General features: G+C 72.1%; 16 protein-coding genes. 8 read left to right on the forward strand and 8 right to left on the reverse strand.

Translation table 11 applies throughout. The features are described 5' to 3' along the window. Nucleotides 1-22 precede the first annotated feature (22 nt). From LZG04_RS03995 to LZG04_RS04005, 3 genes are all read right to left on the reverse strand, one after another. Nucleotides 23-1,129: a transposase gene (locus tag LZG04_RS03995; protein WP_233813197.1), complete on the reverse strand. Its 1,107-nt coding sequence runs from the start codon at nucleotides 1,127-1,129 to the stop codon at nucleotides 23-25. A gap of 18 nt (nucleotides 1,130-1,147) precedes the next feature. Next, nucleotides 1,148-2,128 carry an acyltransferase domain-containing protein gene (locus tag LZG04_RS04000; protein ID WP_267934848.1) on the reverse strand — a complete coding sequence of 327 codons (981 nt, stop codon included), beginning with the start codon at nucleotides 2,126-2,128 and terminating at the stop codon, nucleotides 1,148-1,150. A 96-nt stretch (nucleotides 2,129-2,224) separates the two neighbouring features. Next, entirely contained in the window at nucleotides 2,225-2,872 is a 648-nt protein-coding gene (locus LZG04_RS04005) for a TetR/AcrR family transcriptional regulator (RefSeq protein ID WP_233813201.1), read from the reverse strand. A 616-nt stretch (nucleotides 2,873-3,488) separates the two neighbouring features. On the opposite strand from LZG04_RS04005, the gene LZG04_RS04010 reads away from it, so the two are divergent. Then, nucleotides 3,489-4,061, forward strand: coding sequence for a TetR/AcrR family transcriptional regulator (locus LZG04_RS04010; protein ID WP_233813203.1), 573 nt, complete (start codon nucleotides 3,489-3,491; stop codon nucleotides 4,059-4,061). 5 nt (nucleotides 4,062-4,066) lie between these two features. Continuing rightward, the gene (locus LZG04_RS04015; RefSeq protein ID WP_233813205.1) at nucleotides 4,067-6,253 is read left to right on the forward strand and encodes an MMPL family transporter; all 2,187 of its coding nucleotides are present in this window, start codon (nucleotides 4,067-4,069) and stop codon (nucleotides 6,251-6,253) included. A gap of 48 nt (nucleotides 6,254-6,301) precedes the next feature. On the opposite strand, the gene LZG04_RS04020 is transcribed toward LZG04_RS04015, so the two are convergent. Next, nucleotides 6,302-7,045 carry an SDR family oxidoreductase gene (locus LZG04_RS04020; protein WP_233813207.1) on the reverse strand — a complete coding sequence of 248 codons (744 nt, stop codon included), beginning with the start codon at nucleotides 7,043-7,045 and terminating at the stop codon, nucleotides 6,302-6,304. Nucleotides 7,046-7,128: 83 nt separating this feature from the next. On the opposite strand from LZG04_RS04020, the gene LZG04_RS04025 reads away from it, so the two are divergent. The 5 genes from LZG04_RS04025 to LZG04_RS04045 all read left to right on the forward strand — a co-directional run bounded on the left by LZG04_RS04025 (nucleotide 7,129) and on the right by LZG04_RS04045 (nucleotide 10,394). Further along, on the forward strand, nucleotides 7,129-7,623 hold the full coding sequence (locus tag LZG04_RS04025; RefSeq protein ID WP_233813209.1) for an Rrf2 family transcriptional regulator: 495 nt from the start codon (nucleotides 7,129-7,131) through the stop codon (nucleotides 7,621-7,623). A 128-nt stretch (nucleotides 7,624-7,751) separates the two neighbouring features. Then, nucleotides 7,752-8,051 (forward strand): WXG100 family type VII secretion target, encoded by a 300-nt coding sequence (locus LZG04_RS04030; RefSeq protein WP_233813211.1) that lies wholly within the window; start codon nucleotides 7,752-7,754, stop codon nucleotides 8,049-8,051. Further along, entirely contained in the window at nucleotides 8,051-9,409 is a 1,359-nt protein-coding gene (locus LZG04_RS04035) for a putative T7SS-secreted protein (RefSeq protein WP_233813213.1), read from the forward strand. Before LZG04_RS04030 ends, LZG04_RS04035 begins: the two co-directional genes overlap by 1 nt. 23 nt (nucleotides 9,410-9,432) lie before the next feature. After that, complete coding sequence (locus tag LZG04_RS04040; protein WP_233813215.1) at nucleotides 9,433-9,918, forward strand: hypothetical protein; 486 nt, start codon at nucleotides 9,433-9,435, stop codon at nucleotides 9,916-9,918. After that, nucleotides 9,915-10,394: a YbaB/EbfC family nucleoid-associated protein gene (locus LZG04_RS04045; protein ID WP_233813217.1), complete on the forward strand. Its 480-nt coding sequence runs from the start codon at nucleotides 9,915-9,917 to the stop codon at nucleotides 10,392-10,394. The genes LZG04_RS04040 and LZG04_RS04045 overlap by 4 nt, the downstream gene beginning before the upstream one ends. Nucleotides 10,395-10,651: 257 nt before the next feature. On the opposite strand, the gene LZG04_RS04050 is transcribed toward LZG04_RS04045, so the two are convergent. Then, nucleotides 10,652-10,852, reverse strand: a complete 201-nt coding sequence (locus LZG04_RS04050; protein ID WP_106613936.1) for a cold-shock protein — start codon at nucleotides 10,850-10,852, stop codon at nucleotides 10,652-10,654. Nucleotides 10,853-11,271: 419 nt separating this feature from the next. Here LZG04_RS04050 and LZG04_RS04055 point away from each other — a divergent pair, with 419 nt between their 5' ends. Then, complete coding sequence (locus LZG04_RS04055) at nucleotides 11,272-11,424, forward strand: hypothetical protein (protein WP_233813218.1); 153 nt, start codon at nucleotides 11,272-11,274, stop codon at nucleotides 11,422-11,424. A 224-nt stretch (nucleotides 11,425-11,648) separates the two neighbouring features. Here the strand turns inward: LZG04_RS04055 and LZG04_RS04060 are convergent, their stop codons facing one another. The 3 genes from LZG04_RS04060 to LZG04_RS04070 all read right to left on the reverse strand — a co-directional run bounded on the left by LZG04_RS04060 (nucleotide 11,649) and on the right by LZG04_RS04070 (nucleotide 15,142). Next, entirely contained in the window at nucleotides 11,649-12,527 is an 879-nt protein-coding gene (locus LZG04_RS04060; RefSeq protein WP_233813220.1) for a carbohydrate-binding protein, read from the reverse strand. Between the two features lie 124 nt (nucleotides 12,528-12,651). Beyond that, complete coding sequence (locus LZG04_RS04065; protein ID WP_233813222.1) at nucleotides 12,652-13,494, reverse strand: AraC family transcriptional regulator; 843 nt, start codon at nucleotides 13,492-13,494, stop codon at nucleotides 12,652-12,654. Between the two features lie 166 nt (nucleotides 13,495-13,660). After that, on the reverse strand, nucleotides 13,661-15,142 hold the full coding sequence (locus LZG04_RS04070; protein ID WP_233813224.1) for an ATP-binding protein: 1,482 nt from the start codon (nucleotides 15,140-15,142) through the stop codon (nucleotides 13,661-13,663). Nucleotides 15,143-15,159 lie beyond the last annotated feature (17 nt).

Raw genomic sequence — 15,159 nt, forward strand, 5'->3', positions numbered from 1 at the left:
CGAGGGGCGTGCTGGGACTCCGTCACACGTGGACGAGCGAGAGCTGTGACTCGGCGCGAGCCATCTCCAGCGCCGTGTACCCGGCGATCACCAACGTGATGTGCCGGTACCAGCCGCGCCAGCTGCGCACCTCGTAGTAGCCGAGCCCGATCTCCTGCTTCGCCTTGCGGCAGTAGGCGCGCGAGTTGCGCAGCACCTCGATCACCGGAGCGATCTCGGCGAGTTTGGTGTCCTGCCTGGTGAACGCGAGGTAATGCGCCTGCTCCTCACCCGAGGCGACGACGTGGAAGTTGCCGAAGCCCTCGGGTGTCGGGCTCGCCAGCCGCGACCGGGACAGCGAGGTGCCGCCGCACAGGAGTGTCTCCCGCACCGGTGTGCCGCCGACCGTCCGCGGCGCACCGGGACCGTCCGCGCGATCCGGCCGTAACCGGGAGAGCTCGCCCGGCGTGACCGACATGACGTGCGGGACCTGGTTGCGCTGCATGATCCGCCGGAACGTCTGCTTGTCCGGGCACTGGATCGAGTGCCCGACCCACCGCGGCACGATGCCGGCGCGGATCGTGCGTTCCACCATCTCGGCCGCGATGACCGACTTGCTGCGGTACACGACGTCGTCCGGTATGCCCGCGCGCCAACGCCTCGCCCGGTCGTCCGCCCAGATCTTGGGCAGGTACAGGTCGCGGTCGAGCACGAACCCCTGGCCGCTCGCCGTGAGGTAGAACAGGATTATCCCGATCTGGCAGTTCTCGTGCTTCTCGGTCTCGACGCAGTACTGGCGCTCCGCGGCGACCGCCTGGCTGCCCTTCTTCGGGAACGCCACCTCGCTGACGAAGAGCGCTCCGCCGGAAGCACCGCCGATCCGAGTGATCATCGCGCGGAGGTCGTTGCGGACGGCCTCCTCGTCCCACTGGGCGCTGGTCAACAGTCGCTGCACGCCGTCGGCACGCTGCTCGCCGTCGTAGGTGCCGAACTGGTTGCCGTTGCGCCGGCCCTCGCTGGTGGCGCTGGGGAGGCCGAGCAGGTAGGTCCACATCCGGCGGCGCGGTTCGGCCCTGCCGAAGTTCACCGCGATCTCGTTGTAGACCTTCCTGAGCCATCGTTCGTAATCGTGGGCCTCGGTCGAAGTCATTTTTCCCCCAGGATCTGATCAGACGTGCAGAACTGTCGCCAACTGCGTCAAGGTTCTGTCGAAGACATCGACGTCCAAGCCCGGATCCTGGCCCGCTGGGGGCAGGAGGGGGAGGACCTTCGCGCGTTTCTCCCGCACGGCGGGATGCCTGCGCGTCATCGCCGCGCAACTCCCTCCCGGCCCGGCCTCGAGCAGCACGTGCGTGCCGTCCACGGCGAGCAGCGTGTCGAGCGCCGCCCAGAACTGGACGGGCAGGGCGAGCTGCGCGGCCCAGAACTCGGGCGTCCGCGCCTGCTCCGGACCGACCGGCAGGCCGGTCCTCGTCGACACGACGGTGATCTCGGGCGTGGACAGCCGCACACCGTCGAACGCGGCCTCGAACTCGACTGCGGCCCCGGCGCAGACGGGGCTGTGGAACGCCTGCCGGGCACGCGCCGGCTGACATGCGAACCCGTGGGCGGTCAACGCCCGCACCACGGCCTGGAGCTCTTCCGCGGGACCGGTCAGCACCACCTGACGTGGCGTGTTGACGGCCCCGACCACCACGTCACCGACGAGGTGGGGCACCACGTCACCGACCGCGCCGGCGACCGCGACCATGCCACCGGGCACGGTCTTGGTCATGGCCCGGCTCCGCCCGGCCATGATGCGGCCGGCGTCGCCGACGTCGAACACCTTCGCGACCGCCGCGGCGGCCAGCTCACCCACGCTGTGCCCGATCAACGACGACGGCGTGACACCACGCGCGATGACCGCCGCACCCAGCGAGTAGCCGAGTCCGAACAGCAGCGGTTGCGCCCGTGACGCGTCGTCGAAGAGCGGACCGGGAACAGCCGAGAGCCATTCGTCCCTCAACTGGTCACCGTCGGTGTCGAGCGCCGCGAAGAACGAGTCCATCGCGGCCCGGAAAACCGGCTCGTCGCGGTACAGCCCCACACCCATTCCGTGGTGCTGAGCGCCCTGGCCCGGAAAGATCAGCGAAACGTTCTGCCCAGACATACGGTCTCCCCAACAGCCGCATGTTTCGTGCACGCTGAAGACACCGTCCGTCGAACGGTTTTCCAAGCGATCTTCAGCGGAGCGCGCCGAGGAAACTCAGTCGGTCTGGTCCTTCTTGGGATCGACGAGGTTCTTGAGCCCGTTCCACACGAGTTCGGAGTTCAACCTTACAATCGTCTCTTTTGGTACGTCCCGGTTTTTCCACCACCAGGCGACCAACGCGTTGCCGGCCCCCTGGATCGACTCCGCGAGTGCGCGAGTGGCACGCTCACGTTCGAGTTCGCTCGGCAGGTCGAGCGGCGGCATCTTGTGCAGGAGCATGGCCATCGCCTCGGTGGCCATCCGTTCGACCTGGTCGTGCACGTCCTTCGCGGCCTGATCGGCCGGTTTGTCGAGAAAGAGGATGCGCCAACCGGCTTCGTTGTCGGCGATCCAGTTGAAGAACACCTCCGTGGTGCGATGGAAGAGCTCCTCCATCGTGGTGGCGTCCGCCGGGTCGGCCCAGTGGCTGATCAGGGCCCCGGCATGGTGCTGCACAACGCTGATGTACAGGTCCGTCTTGGACTTGAAGTGGTCGTACAACCCCGGCGTGGTGATGCCGGCAGCGCGCGCGATCTTCCGCATTGAGGCCTGGTCGTACCCCTGTGCCGCGAAGACCTCGGTCGCCGCGGCACGGATAACCGCTCCTCGCTCGCTGAACGACAAGCGGGAAGTCGACTGGCCACGCCTCTGCTGTTCGGACATCGGAATGAGCTTAACCCCGAACCTGACACCTGTCAGGTAGGGCCGATCGTTGTGGCGCAGATCACTATTTCTGTGGTTGTCGGGCATCGGCCTCCGACGTTCGCCCGACTGGCCGGGCGTCCCATCATGACCGAAGGGGCCTTCGTCGTGGGGTCGAACGGCAAAGCCGCCGCTGCTGCATCCGGTGGGTTCGCGGCACGTGCCGTCCGTCGGCCGGACGCGGAACCTCGGCGCCACAAGGTCTTCGCTCTGTCCACTCCGGATGACCGGTGGGAGTCCGCCCCGCGGACGACTTCGACGGCCCGGAACCGCGCCTCCGAAGCACTCGAGGAAGACCGGTGGTCTGGTGGGGTGCGGGCCGGCCACCTTCGCGGTGGTCCTGGCGGTGGCACCCGGCCACCGACCGCTCGTGGTCCCTGGCCGGTCCCCGGCGTCGAGCTCCGCCGGCTCGACCCAGTCCGCCGCGCCTCGTGACGGTCAGGGGTCGTCGCTGTCGTCGTGGCCCCGCACGTGGTTCCGAACGGGTTGGGCTGTGCGATCCGGGAGTGATGGAACGCACCTACCGGATCGGTCGGGATACCGACCGGATCGGTTGGTTGTTGCGTAACGTGGAGGTATGGCTCGAGCGTTGACCGACGACCAGTTGCTGGACCGCGTGGCCGGGTTGTTCGCACGGCACGGGTTCGATCACACGTCGTTGAAGGACCTGGCCGACGCGGTCGGGTTGTCGAAGGCCGGGTTGTTGCACCACTACCCCAGCAAGCAGGCGTTGTTCGAGGCCGCGCGGGACGTGGGGCGAAGTCACAGCCGGGCGCTGTTCGACCAGGCGGCACAGGTGCCGGCCGGACCGCGGCGGGACCGGCGGGCGGTGGAGTTGTTGGTCGACTTCGCGTTGGACCGGCCCGGGTTGATCGCGTTGGAGACCCGGGCGATCAGCTCGCTGGGCGCCGACGACGTGGACGGCGAGCGGTTGGACGCGTTGTCGCAGCACGTGCTCGCCGTGTTCGGCACCGGTGAGGGCACCGGCGACACCGAACGGCTGGTCCGCGTCATCGGCATGCTCAGCGCCCTGGCCGTGCTCAGCCTGGCCGCCAACCACACGGGCGAGAAGACCGCGTGGCGGCCGCACATCATCGCCACCTGCCTCGACGCGCTCGGGCACCGCGACCCATCCCACCCGGAGGCCTGACCCCCATGGCACGTCTGCTCTACCGACTCGGCTTCGGCGCGCACCGCCGCCGCCTGGTCGTCGTCCTGCTGTGGCTGCTCGTGCTCGGCGGCACGGCGCTCGGCGCGAGCACCCTGGCCGGCACGACCTCCGGGTCGTTCTCCATCCCCGGCCAGGAGTCCACCACGGCCCTGGACAAGATCTCCGAGGAGTTCGGCGCGGGCGGCGGCGCGACGGCTCGCGTGGTCGTGCGGGCGCCGGACGGGCAGCGGGTGACCTCGCCCGAGAACGCGCCCAAGGTCGCCGAGCTGGTGCGCGAGCTGGGGACGCTGCCCGGCGTCACGTCGGCGAGCAACCCGCTCGACCCGAAAGCACCCACCGTCAACGCCGCCCAGGACGTCGCCTACAGCACGGTCACCTACGAGGCCGAGCCCGGCGACGTCACCGAGGAGCAGCGCACCGCGCTCTTCGACGCCACGCGGGGCGTGACCGGGCTGACCGTCGAGGCGACCGGTGAGGCCACCCAGGCCCCGCCGCACGTCGGCGGCCCCGCCGAGGTCATCGGCGTGATCATCGCGCTGCTGGTCCTCGCGGTCACCTACGGCTCGCTCGTCCTGGCCGGCATGAACCTGCTGACCGCCGCGGTCGGCGTGGGCATCGGCGCGCTGGGCGTCACCATCGCCACCGGCTTCATGGACCTGCAGTCCACCACCCCGATCCTGGCCGCGATGCTCGGCCTGGCGGTCGGCATCGACTACGCGCTGTTCATCATCAACCGCTACCGGCAGGAGCTGCGCCGGGGCCGGGACGTGGGTGACGCCATCGGCACGGCCGTGGGCACCGCGGGTTCCGCCGTCGTGACCGCGGGCCTGACCGTGGTCATCGCGCTGGCCGGCCTGGCCGTGGTCGGCATCCCGTTCCTGACCCAGATGGGGGTCGCCGCCGCGTTGACGATCGTGGTCGCGGTGCTCGTCGCCGTCACGCTCGTGCCCGCCGTGCTCGGCTACCTCGGCCGCCGCGTGCTGCCGCGCAAGCAGCGCACCGCCCCCGCCGAGACCTCCACCGAGACCCCCGCCAGGACCCCCGAAGACGCCGAGGCGCACGAACGCGGCTTCTTCCGCGGCTGGATCGGCGCGGTCACCCGCAACCGGGTCGTCGCGCTGCTGCTGGCCGTGGTGGGCCTGGGCGCGATCGCCGTGCCGGTGCTGTCGATGGAGACGACGCTGGTCGCCGCGCCGCCCGCCGACTCCAGCCAGGCGCGCGCCGAGAAGCTGCTCACCGACGGCTTCGGCGAGGGCTTCAACGGCCCGCTGGTCGTGCTTTTCGAGGGCGGGAACGCCGCCGCGACCGCCGCGTCGGCCGTGCCGTCCATCCAGACCGCCGACGACGTCGCGCTGGTCACGCCCCCGACGCCCAACGCCGACGGCACGGCCGCGATGCTCACCGTGATCCCGAAGTCGGGCCCGGCCACCGCGGAGACCGAGCAGCTGGTCACCGACCTGCGCGCCCGGCTGGCCGACGTGGACGGCGCGACGACCTACGTCACCGGCGCGACCGCGGTCAGCGTGGACGTCGCCGTCGCGCTGGACGAGGCCATGCCGGTCTACCTGGCGCTGGTCGTGGGCCTGGCCCTGGTGCTGCTGGTGCTGGTGTTCCGGTCGATCCTGGTGCCGCTGGTGGGCGTGCTGGGCTTCCTGCTCACCATCGGCGCGTCGCTCGGCGCGACGGTCGCGGTGTTCCAGTGGGGGTGGCTGGCCGACGCGGTCAACCTCGACGGCACCGGGCCGCTGCTCAGCCTCACCCCGATCCTGATGGTGGGCATCCTGTTCGGCCTGGCCATGGACTACCAGATCTTCCTGGTGTCCCGGATGCACGAGGCGCACCACCACGGCAAGCCGCCGCCGGCCGCGATCGGCACCGGTTTCCGCCAGGCCGCGCCCGTGGTCGTGGCCGCCGCGCTGATCATGTTCTCGGTGTTCGCGGGCTTCGTGCCCGCGGGCGAGGGCCCGATGAAGTCCATCGCGTTCGCGCTGGCCATCGGCATCCTGGTGGACGCGTTCGTGGTCCGGATGGTCCTCGTGCCCGCCGCGCTGGCCCTGCTGGGCGAGAAGGCGTGGTGGCTGCCGAAGTGGCTGCGCCGCCTGCCCGCGCTCGACGTCGAGGGCGCGGCGCTGGAGGAGGACCGCAAGGTGCTGGTCGACGCGACCCGGTGACCGCGACCGGTCCGGCGCCGAGACGAGGCGCCGGACCGGTCCCGGCCCTCACACCGACTTGGCCAGCCACTCCTCGAACGTGGTCGGCGCGATGCGGGCGTTCGCGCCCGGCAGCAGCGCGTTCCCGGCCATCTCCGGGCCGAACACGCCCGACCACGTCGGCACCAGGCGCACGTCCCGGCCCCGCGCCTGGTGCGTGCGCCGGGCCATGTCGACCAGGTCCTGCGTCTCCGGTCCCGCCACGTCCGCGTAACGCCCCCGCGGCTCGCCGACCGCGACCTCGGCGAGGACCTCGGCCACGTCCTGCGGCGCGATCGGCTGCACGAGCAGCGGCGCGATGGTGGCGACACCGTCCTGCTCGGTCCAGCCCGCGACCATCTCGGCGAAGTCGTGGAACTGCGTGGCCGGCACGATCGTCCACGGCACGGGACCTTCGGTGACCAGGCGTTCCTGCTCGCGCTTGCCCGCGTAGTGCACGTTGCCCTCGATGTCGGCGATGCCGACGATCGACAGCAGCACGTGGTGCCGCACGCCCGCCCGCGCCTCGGCGTCGAGCAGGGTGCGCGTCATCGTGCTGAACAGCCGCACGGTCTCGGCGCGGTCCGCCGAGGGCACGTTGACGGCGTCCACCACCGCGTCGACCCCGTTCAGCGCCGCGTCGAGCCCTTCGCCGGACAGCAGGTCCACGCCGGCCGCGCGGCTGATGCGCACGACCTCGTGCCCTTCGCGCTCCAGCACGGCGACGGTGAGTGAGCCGATGTTGCCGGTCGCCCCGGCGACTGCGATCCGCATGACGATCCCTTTCCGCTTCCGGTGTCCACCGCGAACGTATCTCGGACTAAACAGATCCGCAATATCTTGGATAGACTGGCCGGGTGAAGCTGCCTGTGAGCACGGAGTGGGTACTGCACTGCGCGACGACCCTGGCGCAGCTCGAACCGGGGGCCACCGCGTCGGCGGCCCAGCTCGCGGCGTACTACGACCTGCCCGCGCCCTACCTGGCCAAGCAGTTGCAGGCGCTGGTGAAGGCGGGCGTGCTGGCCGCCACGACCGGTCCGCGCGGCGGCTTCCGGCTCGCCCGCCCCGCCTCGGAGATCACGTTGCTCCAGGTGGTGGAGGCCGTCGACGGCGCTACCTCGCCGTACGAGTGCCAGGAGATCCGGCAACGCGGCCGGGGTGCGCTGCCGCCGCAGGACTGCCGGGACACGTGCGTGCTCGCCGCGAAGATGGCCGACGCGCACGACGCGTGGCGGCGCACCCTGGCCGCCGAGTCGCTCGCCGACGTGCTCGCCGAGCTGCCGCCCACCGCGCCGGCCCGCACCCGCGGCATCCTCGCCGCGATGGCGCCCGCACCCCGCCGGGCACCCTGACCCGCGAACCGGATTCCGCCGAACGTCTGCGCGGGCGCTGCGCCTACCGCTATAGGTGTACCCCTGGGAACGGCCGACGGGCCCGCGCCGTCTGACGGCGTGGTGCCGAGTGGACAGGTGAGGCGGACATGAGCGGGTTCGGGGCGGTGCCCGACGAGCTGCGGCGGGCGGCCGGGCAGATCGGCGACGTCGGCGACAGGACCGCGGGCATGGTGTGGTGCGGTCCCAGCGGCGAGTACGGGCACGCCGGGGTCGCCGGCGCGTGGGAGTCGTTCATCGAGGAGATGCGCGCCCACGTGCAGCGGCTGCGCCAAGAAGCGGAGGAGCACGCCATCGGGCTGCGTGCGGCCGCAACGTCCTACGTGGACGTGGACGGTGAGCGCGCGGACGTCTTCGGCCGGCTCAACCCGCACGGGCCGGTGTCCTGATGGCGGCACGGCTCGGCGAGACCACCGACCCCAAGGCGCTCGTCCCCGGCGAGCCCGAGCTGATCTCCGGCGACCTGCGGCAGGTCGTGCGGACGTTGCGGATGGTCGTCGCCGTCGGCGAGGACCTGGGCCGGATCGACCCGGGCGGCTGGAGCGGCGCGGCCGGTGGCGCGTTCCGGTCGGCGTTGCGGGCCGAACCGCCGCGGTGGTCCCAGGCGGGGGAGGACCTCGGCGGGGGCGGGCAGCTGCTGGCCGACTACGGCGACGCGCTGGTCGCGAGCCAGCGCGAGGCGCAACGCGCCGTCGAGCTGTACCTGGAAGCGCAGGCCGCGACCCGGCTGGCCGCCGCCGAGCACGCCGTGGCGGCGCTCTCGGGCACGCCCGGCCCGTTCCAGGATCCCGGCCAGGCGGGCACGGCCCAGGCGCAGAAGGTGCTCGACGACGCCCGGCACGGCCTGGCCGGCATCGGCGACGTGGTCGCCAAGGCGCTGGGCTGGGAGTCCGACGGCAAGGGCGGCTACAAGAAGTCGTTCGGCAAGAAGACCTTCGGCGCGGCGCATCGCGAGAAGGACGAGGACGGCGAGGACACCGGCGGCTGGCAGTACGGCGTCGACGGGCGCTCGTACGAGAGCAAGTCCGGCAGCGAGTCCAAGCGCCTGCTCACCGACGCGCTCGGGGAGATCGCCGAGAAGATCGGCATCGACCTGCACGAGCGCGAGTGGGGCGACGACGGGCATGTCGACGTCGCGCACGGCGAGAAGGACGGCGACTTCACGGCCGGGCCCCTCTCGGGGCAGGGCCGCATCGGCGGGTCCGTGCTCGGCGCGGACGCCGGGTACACGGCGACCGCGAGCTACGCGGGCGTCTCCGTCGGCGCGCACGCCGGTGCCTACCTGGCCAGCGGGTACGCCGACGGTGAGATCAAGCTCGGGCAGCACGCGAGCGTGTCCGGCAGCGCCGAGGGCACGATCGGCGTCGCCGGCGAGGTCAAGGGCTCGATCGGCGTGCTGGGCGCGAAGGGCAACGCCGAGGCGTTCGCGGGGGCCAAGGTGTCCGGTCAGGCCGGCGCGGAGGTGGCGGGCGTCGGCGCGGGCGTGAACGGCGAGGCGTGGGCGGGCATCGGCGGGCACGCCAGCGGGCAGTTCGGTATGGGTGAGGACGGCAAGTTCCACGTCGGAGGGTCGGTGGGGCTCGCGTTCGGCGTGGGTGGCAAGGTCGGGTTCGACGTCAGCGTCGACCCGGTCGAGGTCGTGGAGACGGTGGTCGACGTCGCGGACGACGTGGGCGAGATCGCCAAGGACGTCGGCCGCGGCGTGGAGCACGCCGGGCGCGCGATCGGCCGCCTGTTCGGCCGATGAACCACCCCAGGAGGACACCAGCCATGGCCACCACCCTTCCGGTGCCGATCGAGTTCTCGTTGCCCGACGGGTGGCTGTCCGCGCCGCCCGACGAGGTCGGCGCGCCGCAGGCGGCGTTCGTCGCGCTGCGCCCGGCCCCCGGCGCGGGGTTCACCCCCAACATCACGATCACCGGCGAGGTCCGGGCGGACGACGCCACCTTGGCGCAGCTCGCCGAGCAGGCCGCGGCCCGGCTGGAACGCGGTGTCGGCCGGGTGGAGGTCGGCCGGCGCAACGAGCTGGAGTCGGGCTACACGCAGGTGCTGCGGCTGACCGCGCCGATCGACGGGCGACCGGTGGAGCTGGTGCAGCTCCAGGTGTTCCTGGCCCTGGCGGACGTGCGCGACGAGCGCAGGCGGGCGGTGCTGGAGATCGTGCTCAGCGCGACGCCCGAGCAGTTCGAGGACCTGGTGGGCGACTTCCAGGCGTTCCTGAAGACCATCCGACCGGACGAAGGGGCATCCCGGTGACGGAGTCCGCCGACATCCTCGTGCGCCGCATCGAGGCACTGGACACGGCCGCGGCCGACAACCGGCTGCGCGCGGAGTCGTTGCGGCGCATGACCGAAGGGCTGCGGGACGTGGTCGGCACGGCGACCTCCGGCGACGGCCTGGTGAGCGTGGTCGCCGGGTCGGACGGCGCGGTGAAGTCGATCTCGTTCGGCCCGGCCGTGCGCACGACGGACCCGGCCGCGCTGTCGTCGGCCACGCTGCGCGTGATCGCGCTGGCCCGCGCGGACGCGGCGCGGCGGCAGGCCGAGGTCGTCCGCTCCGCGCTGGGCGACACGAAGCTGCTCGACCAGGTGCTCGCCGAGGACCGGCGGGTGTTCGGCGACGAGCCGCCGGGCGAACCACCGGTCGCCGTGCCACCCCGCGTGATCCGGCGAGTCGCGCCGGTGGAGGACGAGGAGCCGATGCCCGCCTACCGGAGCCACGACGCCTGGTGAGGGCGCGGGGTGTTCAGCCGTCGGCGTGAATCTGTTCGGCGGGCGGCACCGGCCGGCGCGACGACGGGTCCACTGTGGAGCGGTGGTTTTCCACCGCTGGAGCGGAAGACTTCGCCGGACGGGTGATGCGCCGCGTTCGGTCGTCCCGATCGAGGGGTGGCGAAACCCGTCGCCCCCCGGTCCCGGGAGCGGGAGCGGGGGGCGACGGGTTCACGGTCTCCGCCGGCGTCACGGCCGGTAGGAGCAAGCGGGGTGGGTCAGAGGGCGCGGACGCCGACGGCCTGGGGCCCCTTCGGGCCCTGGTTGACGTCGAACTCGACGCGCTGGTTCTCCTCGAGGCTGCGGTAGCCGTTGCCCTCGATCTCCGAGTAGTGCACGAAGACGTCCGGGCCGTCCTCGCGGGCGAGGAAGCCGAAGCCCTTCTCCGAGTTGAACCACTTCACGGTTCCCTGAGTCATGATTTCTCCTTCGGCGGTGCCGGTGCGTCGCCCCGGTCGGGACGTCGGGTCGGATTTCAGACGAGACTTCTCCGGCAACCCAAAGGAAGAACTTCGTCCGCAACATCATTCCCGCGAAACTTCGATGGAAACACGGACACAAAATTGACGACCACCCGGTGCAACGGCGTGGCGTCCGGGGTTTGTTCCCGGCAGCCGTCCGCAGTGACCCAGGTCACTCGAGTCGGCGGGTGCACGTCTACAGTGGACGAGTGGTTTCGGCGTAACGCTGTGGCGGTCACCGCCCCCTGATGTGTACCGTGGGCGTCACCGGGGAAGTTCCTGTCTTGCGAACCCCCACACCCTCGCGCCGTGCGAGGGCTCCGGACCGGCACCGCCGGCCGTGAGCACGCACGGGACGCGGAGAAAGTCGGAACCACATGTCATCCACGTACCAAGTGCTGTTCAGCCACCCGGACACGGACCGCCCCGAGGACGCGAGCGGCCCCCGCCGCGAGGAGCAGCGGTCCTACACCGACCTGTTCCGCGAGCCGGCCGACGTGCCGCCGCAGGGCACCGGCCGCACGTCCTGACCAGCGCGTTCCCAGGTCGGGCTCACCGGTGGGACGGGCGGCGGCGCGGTCCCGATCGCCAGGTCGTCCACGTCGATCGCGAGCCGTGCTGTCCGGGCCGAACATGACCGCGGCCACGCGCGGTGGGAACCCCAGCGCGACCCCCGCACCCACCCCTGTGCGCGGGAAACCCCCCGGCGCCTCCGCAACACCGAGGGGTTCCCTTCACGGGCGTCGGGCCGCGGTCACTCCGCGCGCCACAACGCGGGCACGTTCGGTGGTTCCCAGCCCGGCTGGGCGAGGTGCCCCTGCAAGCACACGTACCCGACGCCGTTGTAGGTGACGGTCGCGCCGATCGCGTAGTTCGTGCCGACCGCCCACGTGCCGCCGCCCGGCGAGGACGGGGTGGTGGTCGTGCCGGAGGTCGGCCGGGTGGTGGTGCTCTGCGGCACGTTCAGCACGAAGTCGAACTTCGCCTCACGGCCGCTGCCGACGTTGCGCACCTCCATCAGCAGCCGCGGGTCGAAGATGGTGTCGGTGTTGTTGCGCGGCTCGCCCGGGAAGTACAGCTGGGTGGTGAGCACGGGCCGTCCCGGCGCCTGAAGCTTCACGTGGATGTGCCGGGTGCGGCCGGGGTAGAGGCCGGGCACGATCGTGGTGAGCGTGAACGTGCCGTCCGGGTTGGTGAACTGGTGGCCGCGGAACCGGAAGCCGGTGTTGTCGTACACGCCGTTGACGTCGGCCTGCCAGAAGTCCATCAGCACGTTGCCGAGAGGCAGGCACGCCAGGCCGAACACGTAGCCGGTGACGGTCAGCCTGGTGCCCGGTGTGTTCGCGTCGACCAGCGACGTGCGGCGCGGCGAGTTGGGCTTGAAGTACGGGCCCTCGGTCTGCGGCGGGGTCGGGTCGTCGCCGTCGTCGCACGCCGGCGTCAGCTCCAGCGGACCGCCGTTCGCGCCGATGGTGCGGGCCAGCGCGGGCACGCCCATCATCGCCACCGGCAGCGCGACCCCCGCGGCGACCGCGGCGCGCAGCACCGTCTTGCGGCTCAGCGGGCGGGCGTTCGTCTCGTCGCCGAGGGGTTGCTCGGTCGTGCCGGGGTCGCCGTCCGTGGGTGCGTCCATGCCTTGCTCCTCGTGGGGCGTCGGTTGGGGAATCACCACGAACGTACGGACGGCGCCCGGCCGCGGACGATGGACTGGAACCGCTGTTCGTGGTGATCCTCGCGGTCGGCGTTGCGCGTCGCGCTCACTGTGAACGCCCGGCCGCGCGGCGGAACCCGCCGGGGCTCAGGCCCGTCTCGCGGCGGAAGAAGCGGCAGAAGTAGGCGGGGTCGTCGAACCCGACCCGGTGGCCCACCTGCCGCACGGTCAGCTCGGTCTTCGCCAGCAGCCGTTGCGCTTCCTGCGTGCGCGCCTGGCGGACCAGCTGCGACGGCGTGCGCCCGGTGGCCGCCTTCACCGCCTCGGTCAGGTAGCCCGGGGTGACGCCGATCCGTTCCGCGTACGCCCGCACGGACCACAGGCGGTGGTCCGTGCGGGCGGACAGCCGCACGAACTCCTCCGCCACCGCGCCGGGCCGGGCGGGCGGCGGGGCGGCCGGTGTCGCGGGCAGCCGGGCCGCGCGCACGATGAGCACCACCAGGACGTGCAGCAGCGCGCGGAGCACCGTGTCCACGCCCGGTTCGCCGCGCCGGTACTCGTCGTGCAGCTCGGCGATCGACCGGCTGATCCGGGCGTGCGTCGGCTCGTCCAGCGTCAGCCACGGCCGTTCGCTCAGCCGGCGCAGCAGGTCGCGGTCGGCGGGGTGGTCGAGCAGGAAGTCGTCGGTGAACAGCAGCACCGAGCCCTCCAGGTCGCGGGCGTCGTCCCAGTGGTGCACCTGGCCGGGCGCGATCACGCACAGGTGCGGCGGGCGCAGCTCCCAGCGGGCCAGGTCGACCACGTGCGTGCCGGTGCCGCCGGTGACGTGCACGATCTCGTGGAACGTGTGCCGGTGCGGGAACGACGCGCGCGACATCGGGCCGATGGTCTCGAACGTGCCGACCGCGAACGGCAGCGCGTCGGGCACCGGCACCTCCAGCCGGTGCAAGGGCAGCTCGCCGTCGCGTGGCGCTCGGCAGGGCGTTCCCGGTAACACGGTCGTGCCGCGCATCGTCGCCGATCCCCTCTCCGTTGAAGGTCCAGACCAATTTCGGTCAGGACCACCATGGCACGGGACGGGAGGTGGTGGGAATCGCCGGGCGGCTCTCAGGCGCTCAGGACCGGTACCTGGTCGAGGTGGGCCCCGGCGGGGCCAGGCCGGGGCGCGGCTCGCCCGGACCGCCACCCGAGGGCGGAGGGCCTTCCGCGCCGCCGAGCAGCACACCGGTGAGCGAGGCGCGTTCGCCGGCCATGGCGCGTGCCACGTCCGCGAGCTCGTCGCCGATCACCGGCACGCCGCCCGAGCCGTCGGCCCGCACCGCGTTCAGCACGGCCCGCCGCAGCAGCTCCTTGATGAACGACGCCGTGACGCCCTCGGTCGCCTCGACCACCGGCCCGAGGTCCGCGCGCAGGTCGACGCCCCGGCCGTACAGCTCGACCAGCCTGCGGCGGCCGTCCGCGTCGGGCCGGGGCACCTCGATCGCCAGGTCGATCCGTCCCGGCCGGTCGGCCAGCGCGCGTTCCAGCTCCTCGGCCCGGTTCGTGGTGAGCACGAACGTGACGTCCGCGTCCGCCCCGACCCCGTCCATGGCGTCGAGCAGGGTGAACAGCAGCGGGTTCGTGGCGCCGCCCGCGAAACCCCGGTCCATGGCGACCAGGTCGACGTCCTCCACCACGACCATCGACGGCTGCAACCGCCGGGCCAGCGCCGCCGCCTGCCCGATCAACCGCATCGCCTGCCCGGTCAGCAGGATCACCGTGCAGTCGCGCAGCCGGCTCATCAGGTAGCGGACGGTGTGCGTCTTGCCGGTGCCGGGCGGGCCGTGCAGCAGCAGGCCGCGCTTGAGGTGCTGTCCCGCCGCGAGCAGCCGTTCGGCGTGCTCGGCGATGCCGACGACGTGCTCCTCGATCGAGTCCAGCACGCCGTCGGGCAGCACCACGTCGTCGGCGTCCAGCGCGGGGCGGGGCAGGAAGGTCACCAGCTCGTTGCCCCGGTGCTCGCTCACCCCGAACGCCAGCACCTGCCGCCGGAACACGTCGTGCTCCCGCATCAACCGCTCGACCTGCGCGCCGACCGCCCGTGCCGCCGCCCGATCGGCCGCGAGCACCTCCAACCGGCACGCGGGCGGCCCGAAGTCGTTGGGCCCGCGGATGCCCACCAGCACCGGCGTCCCGTCGGGCGCGCGCGTCGGCACCAACCCCAGCTGCACGACCTCGACGCTGTCCTCCGGCCCGACCGCCGCCGTCGCGTAGTCGGCCGACCCGAGCGCGTACCCGGCGGAGTGCCGTGCCGCCAGGAGCATCCCCATGATGTCCTCGTGGCCGCGGTGGTGCCCACCGACCCCGAACCACTCGGCAGCCTGCGTGTGCTCCGCGAGGTACGCCTCGACCCCCCGGTGCAAGTTGACGTGCTCCCACACCTCGAACCGCGTGGCGACCGACAGGACCTGCGCCAACTCACACCCGAGGTGCTCCCGCACCCGCCGGATCAAAGGCGAGGAGTCGCCGTCCTGCTCGACGAGGCCCGCCGCCACCTGCACCAACCGCCGCAAACCGCCGGCAAGCGCTTTCGCCTCGTCACCCGAGAGTTCCCCCATACAGCCATCATGCACGG

The sequence above is a fragment of the Saccharothrix sp. S26 genome, from assembly GCF_021390395.1.
Classification (GTDB): domain Bacteria; phylum Actinomycetota; class Actinomycetes; order Mycobacteriales; family Pseudonocardiaceae; genus Actinosynnema.